Origin of the sequence: Methyloceanibacter sp. (genome assembly GCF_050728395.1) — a bacterium.
Lineage (GTDB): Bacteria > Pseudomonadota > Alphaproteobacteria > Rhizobiales > Methyloligellaceae > Methyloceanibacter.
On record NZ_JBOHJB010000033.1, the window covers coordinates 1 to 14,320 of the forward strand.

The following is a 14,320-nucleotide window of genomic DNA, read 5'->3' on the forward strand; positions in this document are numbered from 1 at the left end:
CCTTTACTCAACCGGTTGGCCGCACCGAATCCTCCTCTTCTATTTGGGCGCCGCAGGTGATAATTTCAATTCGTATCTCCTTATGCGAGTCATAAGTTTACCTTATCGCTCAAATAAGCGGCACTTATCGCCATGATCACCCTGCGGCAGCTGCGCTACCTCGAGGCTCTGGCCGAGACTCTTCACTTCGGCGAGGCCGCCGAAGCGTGCGCGGTCAGCCAACCGGCGCTCAGCATGCAGATCAGGGAGCTTGAGGATGTGCTTGAGGTCAGTCTCGTCGAGCGGCGGAAGTCCGGGGTCGAGCTGACGGAGCAGGGCGAAGAAATCGTCCGGCGCGGGCGCACCATCCTCGCCTCGGTGCGCGACCTGCTCGACTACGCCAAGCACCGGGAGCGGGTGTTGTCGGGGTCGCTCAAGCTCGGGGTCATCCCGTCGATCGCACCCTATCTGCTGCCCGAGGCGCTTCCGGAGCTGCAACGGCGCTTCCCTGAGCTCAGCCTGCAGCTCCGTGAGACCATCACCGAAACCCTGGTCCACGATCTCGGCAGCGGCGTCCTCGATCTGATCCTGATTGCGCTGCCGATCGAGGACCCTGAGCTTGAGACGTTGCATCTCTTCGACGACAAGTTCGTGCTCGCGTCCCACGCCACGAAAAACCACAAGCGCTCGCGAGAGGCAGCCCTCGACATCCTCTCCCATGAACGGCTGCTGCTTCTGGAGGAAGGTCATTGCCTGCGCGATCAGGCACTCTCCTTCTGCCGTCTGGTGACGCCAGAGGCGCGAGAGAGTTTCGGGGCCTCGAGCCTCGCCACCGTGGTGCAGATGGTCGCCCATGGCTATGGCATCACGCTCCTGCCCGAGATGGCGGTGGCGAGCGAGGTGCATGATCGCAAGGACATCCGCTTGCAGCACTTCCCGGCACCTGAGCCTAAACGCGAGATTGGGCTCGCCTGGCGCAAGACCTCGCCGCGCAAGGCAGACTTTCACGCCTTTGCGGCGCTGCTCAAGGACGCGGCGCGGCCCCGCGCCAAATCCTGATTGCGGCTTAAGGCGACGGACTGGCCGGCGTGCTGCCGGTGGTCTGCGGCTCGCCGTCAGTGAGGCGGAAAGAGTCGCGGAAGCGTTCGGCGTCATCGCTCGTGGCGTGGCCCCTCGGGCCGGCGGAGACCAGCATGTAGATGCGGTCGCCGGCTTGCACGATGCTCACCAGATGATTGACCTTGCCCTTGCCGTCGTCGGTGATCGCCTCGAATCCTTGTCGCCCGGCGATGGTCGCGGGGCCACGCTTGCGCACCTTCGATTCGCTGTCCCTGGCGTAGGCCGACACCATCTTGACGTAGAGGGCTTCTTCCGGCGGGTTCGGTGCCTTGCCGGCGGGATATTCGAGCACCACCAGCCGATAGACCGTGTCGTCGCCTTGGTAAGCCTCGAAGCTGTAACGAATGAGCGGATTTTGGCCGGCAACCGCGGCGCTGGTCGCTTGTGGCGTGCTGGGGAAGGCGATCTCGAATCCGCGCTCGGGCGATTTGAATTGCGGCCAAGGCGGCGCTTCCTGCTCGGCTTGCGGCTTTGCCTCTTGGGCACAGGCGCTCGGCGGCGCGATGGCAGAGGCTGCGATCAGCGCTACAGCCACACATAAGCTCCGCATTGGCATTCGGCCCTCTTCCCCCTGACCCGATTCGGGCATCCTACCGGATCGCAGCGTCGGCTTCACCTTGCCCGAGCGGCTCTCGAGCTAGGATGCCGCTTTCATCACGCGCTCATACATGCCTTTCGCGTCTTGCTTCAGGGCCTCGCGCGCGTCGGGCCGGAGATAGAGCATGTGGCCGCCGGCATAAGTCTCGACCTTGATCGGCGCCGCGCGCGGCAGCGACGGCAATTGGTTTACGAGAAAGCTCGAAGCGAAATAAGGGGTGATGAGATCGGTGTAGCCGCTCGCGATCAGCACCTCGAGCGATGGATTGGCCGACCGCGCCTCCTGCACTTCGTCAATGACCCCGGCATAGCCCTGACGCGTCGGGCTCGTGCCGAAGTCCCATTTGGTGCGCGCATCGCGGTTGAGCAGGCGGTAGGTCATGTCAGTCTTGTAGGCGAGCTCGCTCCCGGCATATTGCACGAAGGCTGCGGTCCACAGCGGAACTGTGGCATCGAGCACCGGGTCCGGGCCGTTCGCCCAGCTGCTGGTCGGATTGGGATCGGGGGCGCTCACGCTGCCGTCGTAACGGCTGAGAACCTGGGAGTTGGTGCGGTCGAACTCCTTGATGAAGAAGGCGGGGGAGATGCGGGCTTGGCGCCGCTCGACGACGTCGAGCGGCAAGCCGGTCAGACGAGACACCGTTCCGCTCGCGGCCTTGCCGCCGGCTTCGGCGCCGGAGGCGAGCTCGACAAGGTAATCGGACAGGGCATAAGTCTCGGCTTCCTTGAGGGCTGAGGCGAGTGCTCTGCGTCCGGTCACACCCTTGCTCTCGAGATTGACCGCGGCAAGGGATGGAAGCCCAAGCGCCCACGAGAGCGGATCGTAATCCTCACCGTAGAGGAGTGAGAATTCGAGCACCGGCGAGATCAAGACGACGCCGCTCGGCGAATTCGCGCCGCTCTTCTGCAGCGCACGGGCGAGCGACGCCGCGCGGAAACCGCCGTAGCTCTCGCCCATGAGAAAAACCGGCGACAACATGCGGGAGGACTTGATCAGATAGAGGCGCACGAAGTTCGTAAGCGCGTCGGTGTCCTGCTCGACGCCCCAAAACTTCTCCTCGTTCTTCGTCTCGCTCGCGCGGCTGTAGCCGGTGCCCACGGGATCGACAAAGACGAGGTCGGTCATATCGAGCCAGGTGCTCGGATTGTCGGTGAGGGAGGGTGGGGGGCCTTGCAGCTCCCCCTTGGCGTTCACTTCGACCGCACGCGGACCGATGCCACCGAGATGCAGATAGGCCGCGGCGGCGCCGGGTCCGCCGTTGAACACGAACGTGATGGGACGCTTGGCGTTCTTCGGCTCGCGTGTGTAAGCCACGTAGAAGACGTCAGCCGCGCTCTTGCCGTCGGCGCCGCGGAGGGGAATGGTCCCGGCTTCCGCCGTGTAGTCGAGCGGAACACCTGCGACCTTGACGGTGTGGTGCGTGATGGAGGTAGGCGGCAGAAGCGGGGCAGCGGGCTTTGCCTCAGTGTCAGCGCTGTCCGCCGATTTACTGTTGGGGCCTTGTGCATCGCTGGTGCGCTCGCTTGCGATCGGCGGGTGACCCTCGGGCAAGTCTTGGGCGAGGCCTGCGGCAGGAGAGGCGAGCAGCGCGAGGAAAGCGGCGAGTTGAAGATAACGAGAAAGGGGGGTGGCGGACTGGATCACACGGTGTCCTCGAGGTCAAAGGCAGCGTCAAGCCATTTGGCTTTAGGCGTTCCCGCGAGACTTAAGCAGTAGAGGTGGCGCGCTCAAGGCACAAAATCGACGCCGATCTGCCTATTGGCAGTTGATCGTTCTTACGTCGCAGGCCCGCTGGGTGAGACAGACCTTGAACTGCCTGCAGCAGCGGCTCGAGCAGGCCGCTTGGTTCTGGATGGCGGCGGCGGTTGCGATTGTCGCCAAGGCATCGCACCCGTTGTTGCAAGACTTAAAGCCGTTGTTGCAGAGCGTTTGATCGCCCGGGCGGCATTGGATCACGGTATCCCGGCAAGTTTGAATCGAGCAGCGGTTGGAGCAGGCCCGGAACTCCGCCTGTGTGGACTCACGTTCGTTGCAGGCGGCGACGCAGGCGCTGCGCACCGCGGCACAATCGAGCGCAAGCCCGTCATCGGGTCCCCCGACAATGGCGGTGACAAAGAGGATGATGCAGGCTGCCGCAAGAAGAAATAAGCGCATGGTTCCCCGTTCCGGCGCGCTCGTTTGGCCGATCCGGCAATGATAGCGTGGCTTTTGCCTTCTGTCGCGGGGGCACGCCAGGGGTCCCCAGCCGAAGGCCGCGCCAGCCCTTAAGGTTAAAGTCACCGCGTCTCTTCCCCTTGTTCCGCCTTGGCTGCATCCTCGGCCACAAACCGAGACGAATGGCCCTCGGTTCAGGAACGGGTCAATGATTCAAGCCTCACAGATCGCGGCGGCACCGGGCGGCACGGCACGGGTTGGCGCTGCCGAGGATACGCCCCAAAGGTCGGGCGCCGCGCCGCGCCGGCCAAATATTGTGGGAATGGAGCCGCGCCAACCGCTCGACCAGTCGGGTGAGGGCGCCGCGCTTTCGGCTGCGATCCAGCGCCTGATCGCCGAACGGGATCGTCACAAGGGCCTCGCGGCAGCGCAAGAGAGCGAGCTGGTGAGGCTCAAGGCGATCAATGAAGAGCTGCGCCGCCAGAACGAAGAGATATCGCTCGCCCGCGACCGCTATTTGGGACTGGCGGCCGAACTGCTGACCCAGTTGCAGCAAGTCGATACGGCGATCCAGGACGCCCTGCACAAATCGCGAAATGCGTCAGAGAGCGGAGACGCCGCCATTTCCGCCTTCGCGCGCCGCTTCTCGCCAAAGCGCGGCCCGGACGACGGCACCGCCGATTGAGCCGAAGGCCCTTCGCTGGATTCTGAGCAGTCAGAGGGCCGACCGCAGCGAGACGATGCCGCCGGTGATGAGCAGCACGCCGGCAATGCGCACCGGAGTGCAACTCTCGCTGAACAACAGGACACCGAACAGAAATGCGAGGATCGATTCCAGCCCCACCACAAGCAAATAGGTGACGGCGAGATCTTCGCGCTTCATGGCCAGCGTTTGCAGCGCGGCTCCGACCAAGAACAAGGCAAAGACGATCACGGTCGGCCAGAACTTGGTGAGGCCTTCCGAGAACTTCATGAAGACGCCGCCAACGGTGAAGAAAAGCGCGGCAAGGATGACCGTTCCCGCAAACATCGTGCACCTCATTCGTCGGCAAGCACGTATTCCGCCGCGAGCATGTAGCTGGTGCGCGGCGTGACGGCTTGGCGTACGAGCGTGATGAAGTTGATGTGTTGCGGGCGGAATGCGGCACGAACCACTTCGACGGCGAGTTCAGCATCGAAATCCTTGCAGGAAAGAATGTCGATATAGGCATCGCCGGAAAGATCGCAGAAATGTCCGGTGATGGCCGAAGTCTCGATCAGTTGCACGAGGGAGTATCCGGCGGCCTCTGGCAGATGTTCGGCGAAATGCTCGAGCAGCGGCGCCCCATAAGCCTTCATGCCGATGGTCTCGACCAGAGTTTCGACGAAGCGGGAAATGTGCTGTGCGCTTTGCACGCGCTCCCTCTCGCCGGCTGACATATCAATGATCAGATGTTTGCCCCACATCGTTCGCACCCCTGATGATCAGTGCTTCGACCCAAGATCAGCTTGAGCTGACGGAGAGTTCTCGCTCGCATCTCGCCCGAGCGCAGTGACATTTGCCACACGACTGGGTATGTCCGGGGGCACCGGACTTCCGCTCTGTCGACACCTCCGAGTTATGTTGATGCGGGTCTCGGAAGGAGGCTTTTCTCATGCGGCGCACAAGGTTTGCATTTCTTGCCGCCGCCGCATCGACCCTTGCGCTCGCCGGGCAGGGAGCGAACGCTGGTGCCCCCAACCTCGCCGCGGCGCTCAAGGCAAGCGCCGCCGGATCGGGCCTCACGCAAGAGACCCATGGCTGCCACTATACCTGCGAGTGCGGCCCGCTAAAGGACTTCGGCTGCGAACAAATGTATCACCGGCACTTGCACATGCTCTGCCTGCCCGTCCGGTGTGCCGGGGATACCAAGTGCGATCGCGTGCCGCCGGAGGGCGTATGCCGGCACGTCACCGCTCCGCAGTAGTGGCGGAGCGCCGCGCCGGCGGAGCTGGTTTATGATTTTACCTCAGCCGTCGCCGAGGCTATCCATCAGGAACGATTTATAGTGCTCGGCCAGCATCGCCACGCCGAGTGCGGCAAGCTCTGCCGTCAGCTTGCCTTGCAGCGCTTCGACCGCCTTGTCGAAGTCGACGCCTGCCGCAGCGATTTGCTGTTCGATGAGAGACGCACGCTCCTGTAGATCGTCGCGAATGTCGCGCATGACCGTTCCCCAGCTCGGCCCCAACATGCAATTCTCGCACCGAGGGTGCCTGGTTGAGAACACCCCCGCATCAGATTCCGGTGCACAACCGCGTCGACCACAGTTGCAGCAAAGTGACACAAACCGATGGTATTGTGGGTTTTCCGGCCATGTGGCCCACGCGGAGGCGTTATGACCAAGACTCACGTTCTCTTGGCCCTTGCCATGCTGTTGGCTGGCTCGGCAACTGCCGTCGCCGGCTCGGCGGAGTACCAGAGCCTCGACGCCATGGGTCTTGCCTCGGGCAAGGGCATGAAGACCCCATGCAAGGTCAGCGGGGACTATGGGGGGAAGACCTATTGCTTCCGCAGCGAGGATACCAAGGCCGAGTTCATGAAGGATGCCGCGGGCAATCGGTCTAAGGCAGACGCCTATTACGGCAGCAAATCGAGCGACCCAAACTGGACGCCGTGCGATTACAGTGAATCATCGCCCAATATCCCCGACAGCTGCAACTAGCGAGCCGATCGGTCAGAACTCGTAGCCGAGGAGCTTGATCTCAGGCGCATACCACTCCGCCACGATGTTGCGCGTGTCCTCGTCGTAATGCTCTCGATAGGGGACGCTGCCGGGGCGGAACCTCGTCTTCGCGCCCGGAAGCGCCGCTGTGCTCAGGCCGACCTGCTCAAGAGCAGAATGCAGATCCTGCTCCAGGGTCTCGAAACGCCCGAGAAAATCCACCGCAAGATTTCCGTCGATCGAGTAGACCCCGAAATTGTTGATGTGCGCCTTCTTGTCCTTGTGAATGAAGGTGGCGAAATCGGGCCGGTCGTTCTCCTCGCGATAGCGATGGTAATAGAGCGACACCTGCCGGTCCCAGGGATTGCGCTCGAAGGCAAACTTGAAATAGCTCCGCCAAACAGCGGGATCGATATGGGCGCGCATCTCCTCAGCCTTCATATGATTGTAGAAGCCGTAGTCCTTTGCTGAGAATTTGAACCAGGCGCGCTTCAGCAGCCGCGGCGACTTCCACCAGCTATGCAGGCGCCAATTCTGGGCACCTCGGCGACCGGCGCGCCGCGCTTCATCCTCCCCGGTCAAGGGGGTGATGACGTCATCAGGCCCGCAAAGCTCGGAGAGCGCGAGCTCGATGCTGGTGCCGGCGGTCTTCTTGGTCCGGAGGAAGATGAACTTGTGCTCGTGCGAGAGAATCATTGGTGGCCGCAAGCTCCCAGGAGGTGATCGCAGGCCTACTCAACGCACTGGCCCCGCGCACAAAATTTCAGCAAAAAATGGCGAGGCTGAGAGAGACAATCCCAGACAAAGTGACGCGGCGACGAAGCGGCTGGGCTATCTTCGCCGCCGTCCTTGTAACTCAGCGGCCTCAGTGACCTATGCAGACACCCTCTGTGCCGGAGCCCTTGATGCAACGGGAGCCTGGGCTGCAATCGCCGTCGTAGTCGCAGGTCTTGCCAGTCACCCGCTTCGGCGGGGCATTGCCATCGCCAATATCCGAATTCAGGGCGTGGGTGCAGACACCATCCAAGCATATGGTGCCGGGCTCGCAGTCGGAGTCGAGCACGCAGGCGAAAGCTGGAAGTGAGGTGAGGCAGAGAATAGTGACCGCGATCAGGCTGCGCATCGTGGTTTCCCTCGTACTCCTCTAAATCATCTCCAAATGTCCGAATTTGGATACGGCAACGCCGCCGCGCTGGGACGAGAGGGGCGCCTGCCCGAAGCCCACTGCGAAAACACCTGATCCTAACGCGGGTGTCTCAGCGTTTGCATAAGATTGGTGCCGGCTGGAGGATTCGAACCCCCGACCTACTGATTACAAATCAGCCGCTCTACCTGCTGAGCTAAGCCGGCGCCTGACACGTTTGGATGCGCCCACTCACAAAGAGATATAAGGACGCTGTCTTGCGCCCTTAATTAGCTCCCTTTGGCGGCGAGCGCTACCGGCGGCCGAAGAGCACGCCGGCGATGAAGGCGATGGCGAGGAGGGGGACCGGGCCGACCTGCTGCATGGCCTTGCCCACGCTCTGATCGATCATGGCTGTGGGATCGGGGGTCGAAACGAGCGGAGAGGGGGCTGCCCGCTTCGGCTCGCGGCCCATCGACGATGCGATGGCAAGCACGATAAGCCCGACGAGCAGCAGCACGCCAGCCATGATCGCCGCCGCCTCGGCCGCATCGAACTGATAGATGGAGACGAGCGCGTGATAGGCCGCGATCAGGCCGAACACTGCCGCGGCCACGAGCAACACAACCCCGACGGCGATGATTGCGGCCTGCCGGAGAGAGCGTTCGAACGACTCCTTGATCCGAGCGCCAATCTGCAGAGTGGAAAGCAGCGCCAACGCCGCGCGGAGCATGGGGGTTGCCTTAGCGCCGGGTGAAGACGCCAAACAAGAAGCCGAGGCCCACGGCGATGGCCACCGCCGAAAGCGGGTTCTGCCGGATTGCCTCTTCGGCCTGGTTTGCAGTCTCCACCGCCTTGTCTTGAGCGCGATTGATTTGCTTGTTGGCCATGCGCGAAACCGTGGAGGTCAGGCTCTGAATATCGGCGCGAATGGAGTCGATTTGATCGGCCAATTCCTGAGTTTCTGGGGTTTGGGGGCTGGGGGACATGGGGGGATTTCCTTCCTAACTTGCAAATGAGATGGCAACGCCTCTTCGGATAGCTCGGTTCCGTGACGGCTTTTAGCGCGGTGAGGCAAAGAAAGAGTTGAGAGGGGAGAGAATCATCATTGTCAAGTGAGTGCGGCGGCCATGCCACGCTCTGATGCGCACATGTCGATGACGGGGGTTTTGTCGGGGACTTGCTGGGGGAGTTGGTCTAGACTGATTTGCACGCGGGGATCCAGGAGATGGGCGGGCGATGAGCTCATGGAAGCATGCGCTGGGAGGCGTGGCCGCCTTCGGCCTTGTGGCTTTGCTTCACCCTCAAGCTTCAGAGGCGGCAAGCTTCGCCGCTCGCGGCTTCATGGGTCTAGCGCCCGCCGGACCGCTTGAGCGCGTCGTCTTTCACGGTCATTCGACGCGCGGCATCTCTTATTATTGCTATTCGCGAAATTATTGGTGGTTTTACCGCCCCTATACAACAGCGAGTGACGGCTATGCCCGTTGCATGCCATACTTCCACTACCCGCCGCAGTCCTACCGTGGCGGTGGCGGCGGCCAGATGAAGTAGCGGCCGACGCGGAGCCTCTTGAGCACCGAGGAAGGTTCGCCTGATGCAAACGGAGGTGACAATGCGAAGAATGACCCTAGCCATTGCCTCGATCGGCATGGCGCTCCTGTTCGGCGCGGTCGCGACGCCAGGGCTTGCCGGGGAGGCCGGCCTGCAGTCAGTGGGCTATCGGCACGGCAGCTATTACTGTGAATCGCGGGAATGCGGCGCCTATTATAACTGCGGTTACTACAAGAAATGCTGCAGCTATTATCAGTATTATGACTGTGCTCCCTATCATGGGGGCGGCGGATACTATAAGAAGCGCTATTACGGTGGTGGCGGGTACTAGCCAGCTCTTGCCATTGCCGGCGTTTCTCTTGCGGGCGGCTTAGGCCGCCCGCTTCGCTTTCACTGCGCTGCCCTTGCCGTAACGCCTGCCCAGTGGAGGGCGATGGCGGCGGCGTTGGAGACATTGAGGCTGGCGAGCGGCCCCTTGGTCGAGATGCGGCAGATCCGGTCGCAATGCTCCCGAGTGAGTTGACGCAAGCCTTTCCCCTCGGCGCCTAGCACCAAGGCGAGGGGAAGGCTGAGCTCTGCCGTCTCGAGCGGCTCGCTTCCTTCCTCGGCAAGGCCCGCCCGTAAAAAGCCTGCCTCGCCGAGATGTTGGAGGGCCTGGGCCAGATTCCCGATCAAAATGACCGGGACGAGATCGAGCGCCCCGCTTGCGGCCTTGGCAAGCGCTCCGGTCAAGGGCGGCGTGTGCCGTTCCGGCATCACGACGCCGGCGGCCCCGAAGGCCGCGGCCGAGCGCAAGACGGCGCCGACATTCTGCGGGTCGGTGACCTGATCGAGGACGAGCAAGATGCCTTCGGGGCGCACATCTTCGAGCTCGACCGTTGGCAAAGGCTCGGTCTCGAGCACCACGCCCTGGTGCACGGCGTCCGATCCGAGCAGCCGGTCAAGCTGTTTCGGCAGCGCATCCTCGGGCCCCACCCCGCGGGCCTTCAGAGCGGTTTCGAGGCGGCGTGCGGCATTTTCGGTGGCGAGCAGCCTGAAGATGGTCCGGTTCGGGTTGGCAAGCGCCGCCTCCACGGCGTGAATGCCATAGAGTAGAATGCGGTCGGAATCGGCCGAATACCGGGAATTTCTGGGCTTTCCGCGGGAAGGGCGAAAGCGGCGCTGCGGCTTGTTTTTGGGGCGCGGCATAAGAGGAAGGACCCTGACGGAACCGGCAGTCGGGATCCCTAGATGACGCAAATGGCCCGGGCATCAAACACTTTTTGCGGGTCTGCGGCGGGTTTTGCAGTTGACAGCGCCTCGCGCCCTTACCATAAACCTTGAATTGGCGGACCCTGCCGGCCGACGGCGGGGGGTTTTGGCTTGGTTAGAATTCACCAATCGACAATCCATCTTCCAGAGGAGGGGTGCCCGAGTGGCTAAAGGGGACGGGCTGTAAACCCGTTGGCTATGCCTACGTAGGTTCGAATCCTACCCCCTCCACCACGCAACCCTTTGGAAGACGGATGCGGGTGTAGCTCAATGGTAGAGCAGCAGCCTTCCAAGCTGAGGACGAGGGTTCGATTCCCTTCACCCGCTCCAGCTCGGAAGTCAGAGATCGGAAAGTCAGAAGTAGGAGATAAGAAATTCAGAATCGAGACATCGGGTCAGAGATTGAGCGCGCTGCTTTCTGAATTCCGACTTCTGATTTCTGAGACCCGATAGGAGTGTAGCTCAACTGGCTAGAGCACCGGTCTCCAAAACCGGGGGTTGGGGGTTCGAGTCCCTCCACTCCTGCCACGCTTTAGTCGCAGGAGGCGAGGCTCGCGCACCGAAGCAGTTGCTCCGCACAAGGAATGAAATGGCAAGGACGAATCCATTCGAGTTTCTGCAGCAGGTACGGACCGAGGTTTCAAAGGTCACCTGGCCGACGCGCAGAGAGACGGTGATCACCACCATCATGGTGGTGGTGATGGTGATCGCGGCTGCGCTGTTCTTTCTCGCCGCAGATCAGGTTTTGAGTTTTCTCGTGAGCTTCGTGCTGGGTATCGGCCGGTAGGAGGCCATTTCGAGCAAATGACAATGCGCTGGTACATCGTGCACGCCTATTCGAACTTCGAGCGGAAGGTTTCCGAGTCGATCAAGGAGCGTGCCGTGGCGGCCGGCCTCGCCGATCAGATCGAGGAGGTGCTGGTGCCGATGGAGGAGGTCGTGGAGATGCGCCGCGGCCGCAAGGTCGCGTCGGAGCGGAAATTCTTCCCCGGCTACGTGCTGGTGAAGATGGAGCTCAACGATCACACCTACCATCTGATCAAGTCGACGCCGAAGGTGACGGGATTCCTCGGCACCGAGAACAAGCCGATTGCCATCAGCGAGGAAGAGGCCGGGCGCATCCTCCAGCAGGTGCAGGAAGGCGTTGAGCGGCCGAAGCCGTCCGTTACCTTCGAGATCGGCGAGCAGGTGCGGGTGGCCGACGGGCCGTTCGCCTCGTTCAACGGCCTCGTCGAGGAGGTCGACGAGGAGCGGGCACGACTCAAGGTCGCAGTGTCGATCTTCGGCCGGGCAACGCCGGTCGAGCTCGAATATGGGCAGGTGGAGAAGCTCTAGGCTTCGGTGACGTTTTGCAGCGGGAAGGCGCGGGAAAGAGTAGACGATGGCGAAGAAGATCGACGGTTACATCAAGCTGCAAGTGCCGGCGGGGCAGGCCAATCCTTCACCGCCGATCGGTCCTGCGCTCGGCCAGCGCGGCGTCAACATTCCCGAGTTCTGCAAGCAGTTCAACGCGGCGACGCAGGGAATTGAGCCTGGCTCGCCGATCCCGACGGTGATCACCGTCTATGCCGACCGCTCGTTCAGCTTCGAGATGAAGACGCCGCCGGCATCCTTCCTGCTGAAGAAGGCGGCGAAGATCGGCAAGGGATCGAAAGAGCCGGGCCGCACCGGCGCCGGCAGCGTGACGCAAGAGCAGCTCCGCCAGATCGCCGAGGTCAAGATGAAGGACCTCAATGCGAACTCGGTCGAGCAGGCAATGAAGATTATCGCGGGCTCGGCCCGCTCGATGGGGCTGGAGGTTCAAGAGTAGTCATGAGCAAACCCGGCAAAAGGTTCACCGCGGCGAAGGCGACCGTCAATCGCGACAAGCTTTATTCGCTCGAAGAGGCGGTGAAGCTCGTCAAGAATGCCGCGCAAGCGAAGTTCGACGAGACGATCGAGGTTGCGCTCAACCTTGGTGTCGATCCGCGTCACGCCGATCAGATGGTGCGCGGCGTCTGCCTGTTGCCGAACGGCTCAGGCCGGAAGCTGCGCGTCGGCGTGTTCGCCAAGGGCGCCAAGGCCGAGGAAGCCAAGAAAGCGGGCGCCGATGTGGTCGGCGCCGAGGATCTCGTCGAGCAGGTGCAGAAGGGCGTGATCGACTTCGACCGCGCCATCGCCACGCCGGATATGATGCCGCTCGTCGGCCGGCTCGGAAAGGTGCTCGGGCCGCGCGGCCTGATGCCGAATCCGAAGGTCGGCACGGTGACCATGGACGTCGCGCAAGCCGTTGCCGGAGCCAAGGGTGGCGCCGTCGAGTTCAGGGTGGAGAAGGCCGGCATCGTGCAGGCCGGCGTCGGCAAGGCGAGCTTCACCGAGACGGCGCTGGTCGAGAACATCCGCGCGCTGGTCGAGGCGGTGATGAAGGCGAAGCCGTCGGGCTCGAAGGGCACGTTCCTCAAGCGCATGGCGGTGGCCTCGACCATGGGGCCTGGCGTGAAGGTCGAGCCCACGAGCGTTGCGGCTGGTGTGCATTAGTTGAGTTGAGTTTCGGGCCTCATAGTGAGGTCCGGAAGGGCCGCTTCCTTAGAAGCGGCTCACCTGTCCGAGATTGCAGGTGCGGGCGACCGCTTAAGCCATTTGGGCCTGCATGAGACGGGAGACGAACGGTTCGAGGTTTCGGAAGACCCGTGACCTGGAGATCGGTTTGAACCTCGTAAGTGGCTCTATCGCGGTTTCGCGTACGAGCAGGACAGGCAACGGAGCGCCGCTGGGAAAGCGGGGCGCGGCTCGCCGTCCGCCCGCGTTTCCTGCGGCAAGGTGTGGAAGAGGCGGGAGCTATCCTTCGGCCTCGCAACCGACGGAGTGAGCTAGTGGATAGAGCAGAGAAGCGCGAAGTCGTTACGGCGCTTCACGACGCCATCGCCAAGACCGGCGTGATCGTCGTCGCTCATTATGCCGGGCTCTCGGTCTCCGACATGACCAAGTTCCGCCGCGATGTTCGCGGCGCGGGCGGTCACGTCAAGGTGGCCAAGAACAGGCTGGCGAAGCTCGCGCTCGAAGGGACCAACGCCAAGGGTATCGCGGATCTTTTGAAGGGGCCGACCTGCCTCGCTTATTCCGACGATCCCGTGGCGGCACCAAAAGTTGCCGTCAAATTCGCCAAGGCCAACGAGAAATTCGTGATCCTTGGCGGCGCGATGGGAACGACGGTGCTGGACCCCCAAGGGGTGACTTCGCTCGCAAACCTTCCCTCGCTCGATGAGCTTCGCGGGAAGCTGATCGGGCTCGTTCAGGCGCCTGCGAGCAAGATCGCACGTATCCTGAACGAACCGGGTGCGCAGCTTGCGCGCGTGTTTGCGGCCTACGGCAGAACAAGCGAGGCGGCTTAAGGGCCGTCATGGTGGAACCAGTATAGGAACTTACGAGGACAAACTAATGGCTAACCTGCAGAAAATAGTCGACGAGCTCTCCGGCCTGACGGTGCTTGAGGCGGCAGAGCTCGCCAAGATGCTCGAGGAAAAATGGGGCGTTTCCGCCGCGGCCCCAGTGGCCATGATGGCCGCAGGCGCCGCAGCTCCCGCCGCCGCTGCCGAGGAGAAGACGGAGTTCAACGTCATCCTGACGGCGTTCGGCGCCCAAAAAATCAATGTGATCAAGGAAGTACGCGCGATCACGAGCCTTGGCCTGAAGGAGGCCAAAGACCTGGTCGAGGGCGTGCCGAAGGCGGTCAAGGAAGGCGTCAACAAGGAAGAGGCAGAGAAGATCAAGAAGCAGCTCGAAGCCGCAGGCGCGACCGTCGAGCTGAAATAGCGTGGGTTGAAATGCGCCCGGGCGGACCCCATATAGCAAAACCGGACTCCGCCCGGGCACACACCCATCAAT

23 protein-coding genes and 4 tRNA genes are annotated in these 14,320 nt (G+C 62.4%); 16 read left to right on the forward strand and 11 right to left on the reverse strand.

What is annotated here, in order from left to right; all coding sequences use genetic code 11:
* Positions 1 to 132 precede the first annotated feature (132 nt).
* Positions 133 to 1,038, forward strand: coding sequence for a LysR substrate-binding domain-containing protein (locus ACREC7_RS07815; protein WP_431555124.1), 906 nt, complete (start codon positions 133 to 135; stop codon positions 1,036 to 1,038).
* 7 nt (positions 1,039 to 1,045) lie between these two features.
* Here ACREC7_RS07815 and ACREC7_RS07820 read toward each other — a convergent pair whose 3' ends face one another.
* A complete protein-coding gene (locus ACREC7_RS07820; protein ID WP_431555125.1) occupies positions 1,046 to 1,633 on the reverse strand; it encodes a hypothetical protein in 588 nt (195 codons plus the stop codon).
* 102 nt (positions 1,634 to 1,735) lie between these two features.
* Positions 1,736 to 3,340, reverse strand: coding sequence for a S10 family peptidase (locus tag ACREC7_RS07825; protein WP_431555126.1), 1,605 nt, complete (start codon positions 3,338 to 3,340; stop codon positions 1,736 to 1,738).
* A gap of 198 nt (positions 3,341 to 3,538) precedes the next feature.
* Between ACREC7_RS07825 and ACREC7_RS07830 the strand changes: the two genes are divergently transcribed.
* On the forward strand, positions 3,539 to 3,844 hold the full coding sequence (locus tag ACREC7_RS07830; RefSeq protein ID WP_431555127.1) for a hypothetical protein: 306 nt from the start codon (positions 3,539 to 3,541) through the stop codon (positions 3,842 to 3,844).
* Between the two features lie 214 nt (positions 3,845 to 4,058).
* Positions 4,059 to 4,535 carry a hypothetical protein gene (locus ACREC7_RS07835; protein ID WP_431555128.1) on the forward strand — a complete coding sequence of 159 codons (477 nt, stop codon included), beginning with the start codon at positions 4,059 to 4,061 and terminating at the stop codon, positions 4,533 to 4,535.
* Between the two features lie 30 nt (positions 4,536 to 4,565).
* Here the strand turns inward: ACREC7_RS07835 and ACREC7_RS07840 are convergent, their stop codons facing one another.
* Positions 4,566 to 4,880: a DMT family transporter gene (locus ACREC7_RS07840; RefSeq protein ID WP_431555129.1), complete on the reverse strand. Its 315-nt coding sequence runs from the start codon at positions 4,878 to 4,880 to the stop codon at positions 4,566 to 4,568.
* Between the two features lie 8 nt (positions 4,881 to 4,888).
* The gene (locus tag ACREC7_RS07845; protein WP_431555130.1) at positions 4,889 to 5,296 is read right to left on the reverse strand and encodes an S-adenosylmethionine decarboxylase family protein; all 408 of its coding nucleotides are present in this window, start codon (positions 5,294 to 5,296) and stop codon (positions 4,889 to 4,891) included.
* 188 nt (positions 5,297 to 5,484) lie between these two features.
* Here ACREC7_RS07845 and ACREC7_RS07850 point away from each other — a divergent pair, with 188 nt between their 5' ends.
* Complete coding sequence (locus ACREC7_RS07850) at positions 5,485 to 5,796, forward strand: hypothetical protein (RefSeq protein ID WP_431555131.1); 312 nt, start codon at positions 5,485 to 5,487, stop codon at positions 5,794 to 5,796.
* Positions 5,797 to 5,838: 42 nt separating this feature from the next.
* On the opposite strand, the gene ACREC7_RS07855 is transcribed toward ACREC7_RS07850, so the two are convergent.
* Positions 5,839 to 6,033: a hypothetical protein gene (locus ACREC7_RS07855; protein WP_431555132.1), complete on the reverse strand. Its 195-nt coding sequence runs from the start codon at positions 6,031 to 6,033 to the stop codon at positions 5,839 to 5,841.
* A gap of 171 nt (positions 6,034 to 6,204) precedes the next feature.
* On the opposite strand from ACREC7_RS07855, the gene ACREC7_RS07860 reads away from it, so the two are divergent.
* Positions 6,205 to 6,531, forward strand: a complete 327-nt coding sequence (locus ACREC7_RS07860) for a hypothetical protein (RefSeq protein WP_431555133.1) — start codon at positions 6,205 to 6,207, stop codon at positions 6,529 to 6,531.
* A gap of 12 nt (positions 6,532 to 6,543) precedes the next feature.
* Here the strand turns inward: ACREC7_RS07860 and ACREC7_RS07865 are convergent, their stop codons facing one another.
* The 5 genes from ACREC7_RS07865 to ACREC7_RS07885 all read right to left on the reverse strand — a co-directional run bounded on the left by ACREC7_RS07865 (position 6,544) and on the right by ACREC7_RS07885 (position 8,607).
* The gene (locus ACREC7_RS07865) at positions 6,544 to 7,227 is read right to left on the reverse strand and encodes a sulfotransferase family 2 domain-containing protein (RefSeq protein ID WP_431555134.1); all 684 of its coding nucleotides are present in this window, start codon (positions 7,225 to 7,227) and stop codon (positions 6,544 to 6,546) included.
* A gap of 169 nt (positions 7,228 to 7,396) precedes the next feature.
* On the reverse strand, positions 7,397 to 7,654 hold the full coding sequence (locus ACREC7_RS07870; RefSeq protein ID WP_431555135.1) for a hypothetical protein: 258 nt from the start codon (positions 7,652 to 7,654) through the stop codon (positions 7,397 to 7,399).
* 151 nt (positions 7,655 to 7,805) lie between these two features.
* Positions 7,806 to 7,881 (reverse strand) — tRNA-Thr (locus ACREC7_RS07875).
* Positions 7,882 to 7,967: 86 nt separating this feature from the next.
* Entirely contained in the window at positions 7,968 to 8,387 is a 420-nt protein-coding gene (locus ACREC7_RS07880) for a hypothetical protein (RefSeq protein WP_431555136.1), read from the reverse strand.
* Between the two features lie 10 nt (positions 8,388 to 8,397).
* The gene (locus ACREC7_RS07885) at positions 8,398 to 8,607 is read right to left on the reverse strand and encodes a DUF883 family protein (RefSeq protein ID WP_431555137.1); all 210 of its coding nucleotides are present in this window, start codon (positions 8,605 to 8,607) and stop codon (positions 8,398 to 8,400) included.
* A 286-nt stretch (positions 8,608 to 8,893) separates the two neighbouring features.
* Here ACREC7_RS07885 and ACREC7_RS07890 point away from each other — a divergent pair, with 286 nt between their 5' ends.
* Positions 8,894 to 9,205: a hypothetical protein gene (locus tag ACREC7_RS07890; protein WP_431555138.1), complete on the forward strand. Its 312-nt coding sequence runs from the start codon at positions 8,894 to 8,896 to the stop codon at positions 9,203 to 9,205.
* Positions 9,206 to 9,275: 70 nt separating this feature from the next.
* Positions 9,276 to 9,536 (forward strand): hypothetical protein, encoded by a 261-nt coding sequence (locus ACREC7_RS07895; RefSeq protein ID WP_431555139.1) that lies wholly within the window; start codon positions 9,276 to 9,278, stop codon positions 9,534 to 9,536.
* 59 nt (positions 9,537 to 9,595) lie between these two features.
* On the opposite strand, the gene rlmB is transcribed toward ACREC7_RS07895, so the two are convergent.
* On the reverse strand, positions 9,596 to 10,393 hold the full coding sequence (gene rlmB, locus ACREC7_RS07900; protein WP_431555140.1) for a 23S rRNA (guanosine(2251)-2'-O)-methyltransferase RlmB: 798 nt from the start codon (positions 10,391 to 10,393) through the stop codon (positions 9,596 to 9,598).
* Positions 10,394 to 10,605: 212 nt separating this feature from the next.
* Here rlmB and ACREC7_RS07905 point away from each other — a divergent pair.
* The 9 genes from ACREC7_RS07905 (at position 10,606) to rplL (ending at position 14,248) form a co-directional block, all read left to right on the forward strand.
* Positions 10,606 to 10,690: transfer RNA gene (locus ACREC7_RS07905), tRNA-Tyr, on the forward strand.
* 22 nt (positions 10,691 to 10,712) lie between these two features.
* Positions 10,713 to 10,786 (forward strand) — tRNA-Gly (locus ACREC7_RS07910).
* 121 nt (positions 10,787 to 10,907) lie between these two features.
* Positions 10,908 to 10,984 (forward strand) — tRNA-Trp (locus ACREC7_RS07915).
* 61 nt (positions 10,985 to 11,045) lie between these two features.
* On the forward strand, positions 11,046 to 11,243 hold the full coding sequence (gene secE, locus ACREC7_RS07920; RefSeq protein WP_431555141.1) for a preprotein translocase subunit SecE: 198 nt from the start codon (positions 11,046 to 11,048) through the stop codon (positions 11,241 to 11,243).
* Between the two features lie 17 nt (positions 11,244 to 11,260).
* Entirely contained in the window at positions 11,261 to 11,791 is a 531-nt protein-coding gene (gene nusG, locus ACREC7_RS07925; RefSeq protein WP_431555142.1) for a transcription termination/antitermination protein NusG, read from the forward strand.
* Positions 11,792 to 11,837: 46 nt separating this feature from the next.
* Complete coding sequence (gene rplK / locus ACREC7_RS07930) at positions 11,838 to 12,266, forward strand: 50S ribosomal protein L11 (RefSeq protein ID WP_431555143.1); 429 nt, start codon at positions 11,838 to 11,840, stop codon at positions 12,264 to 12,266.
* 2 nt (positions 12,267 to 12,268) lie between these two features.
* The gene (rplA, locus tag ACREC7_RS07935) at positions 12,269 to 12,973 is read left to right on the forward strand and encodes a 50S ribosomal protein L1 (protein WP_431555144.1); all 705 of its coding nucleotides are present in this window, start codon (positions 12,269 to 12,271) and stop codon (positions 12,971 to 12,973) included.
* Positions 12,974 to 13,308: 335 nt separating this feature from the next.
* Complete coding sequence (gene rplJ / locus ACREC7_RS07940; protein ID WP_431555145.1) at positions 13,309 to 13,827, forward strand: 50S ribosomal protein L10; 519 nt, start codon at positions 13,309 to 13,311, stop codon at positions 13,825 to 13,827.
* Positions 13,828 to 13,873: 46 nt separating this feature from the next.
* Entirely contained in the window at positions 13,874 to 14,248 is a 375-nt protein-coding gene (gene rplL, locus ACREC7_RS07945) for a 50S ribosomal protein L7/L12 (protein WP_431555146.1), read from the forward strand.
* Positions 14,249 to 14,320 lie beyond the last annotated feature (72 nt).

Coding starts and splice junctions, on each gene's coding strand:
- ACREC7_RS07815 (WP_431555124.1), top strand. CDS start 133: ATGATCACCCTGCGGCAGCTGCGCTACCTCGAGGCTCTGGCCGAGACT.
- ACREC7_RS07835 (WP_431555128.1), top strand. CDS start 4,059: ATGATTCAAGCCTCACAGATCGCGGCGGCACCGGGCGGCACGGCACGG.
- ACREC7_RS07840 (WP_431555129.1), bottom strand. CDS start 4,880: ATGTTTGCGGGAACGGTCATCCTTGCCGCGCTTTTCTTCACCGTTGGC.
- ACREC7_RS07845 (WP_431555130.1), bottom strand. CDS start 5,296: ATGTGGGGCAAACATCTGATCATTGATATGTCAGCCGGCGAGAGGGAG.
- ACREC7_RS07850 (WP_431555131.1), top strand. CDS start 5,485: ATGCGGCGCACAAGGTTTGCATTTCTTGCCGCCGCCGCATCGACCCTT.
- ACREC7_RS07855 (WP_431555132.1), bottom strand. CDS start 6,033: ATGCGCGACATTCGCGACGATCTACAGGAGCGTGCGTCTCTCATCGAA.
- ACREC7_RS07860 (WP_431555133.1), top strand. CDS start 6,205: ATGACCAAGACTCACGTTCTCTTGGCCCTTGCCATGCTGTTGGCTGGC.
- ACREC7_RS07865 (WP_431555134.1), bottom strand. CDS start 7,227: ATGATTCTCTCGCACGAGCACAAGTTCATCTTCCTCCGGACCAAGAAG.
- ACREC7_RS07870 (WP_431555135.1), bottom strand. CDS start 7,654: ATGCGCAGCCTGATCGCGGTCACTATTCTCTGCCTCACCTCACTTCCA.
- ACREC7_RS07880 (WP_431555136.1), bottom strand. CDS start 8,387: ATGCTCCGCGCGGCGTTGGCGCTGCTTTCCACTCTGCAGATTGGCGCT.
- ACREC7_RS07890 (WP_431555138.1), top strand. CDS start 8,894: ATGAGCTCATGGAAGCATGCGCTGGGAGGCGTGGCCGCCTTCGGCCTT.
- ACREC7_RS07895 (WP_431555139.1), top strand. CDS start 9,276: ATGACCCTAGCCATTGCCTCGATCGGCATGGCGCTCCTGTTCGGCGCG.
- rlmB (WP_431555140.1), bottom strand. CDS start 10,393: ATGCCGCGCCCCAAAAACAAGCCGCAGCGCCGCTTTCGCCCTTCCCGC.
- secE (WP_431555141.1), top strand. CDS start 11,046: ATGGCAAGGACGAATCCATTCGAGTTTCTGCAGCAGGTACGGACCGAG.
- nusG (WP_431555142.1), top strand. CDS start 11,261: ATGACAATGCGCTGGTACATCGTGCACGCCTATTCGAACTTCGAGCGG.
- rplK (WP_431555143.1), top strand. CDS start 11,838: ATGGCGAAGAAGATCGACGGTTACATCAAGCTGCAAGTGCCGGCGGGG.
- rplA (WP_431555144.1), top strand. CDS start 12,269: ATGAGCAAACCCGGCAAAAGGTTCACCGCGGCGAAGGCGACCGTCAAT.
- rplL (WP_431555146.1), top strand. CDS start 13,874: ATGGCTAACCTGCAGAAAATAGTCGACGAGCTCTCCGGCCTGACGGTG.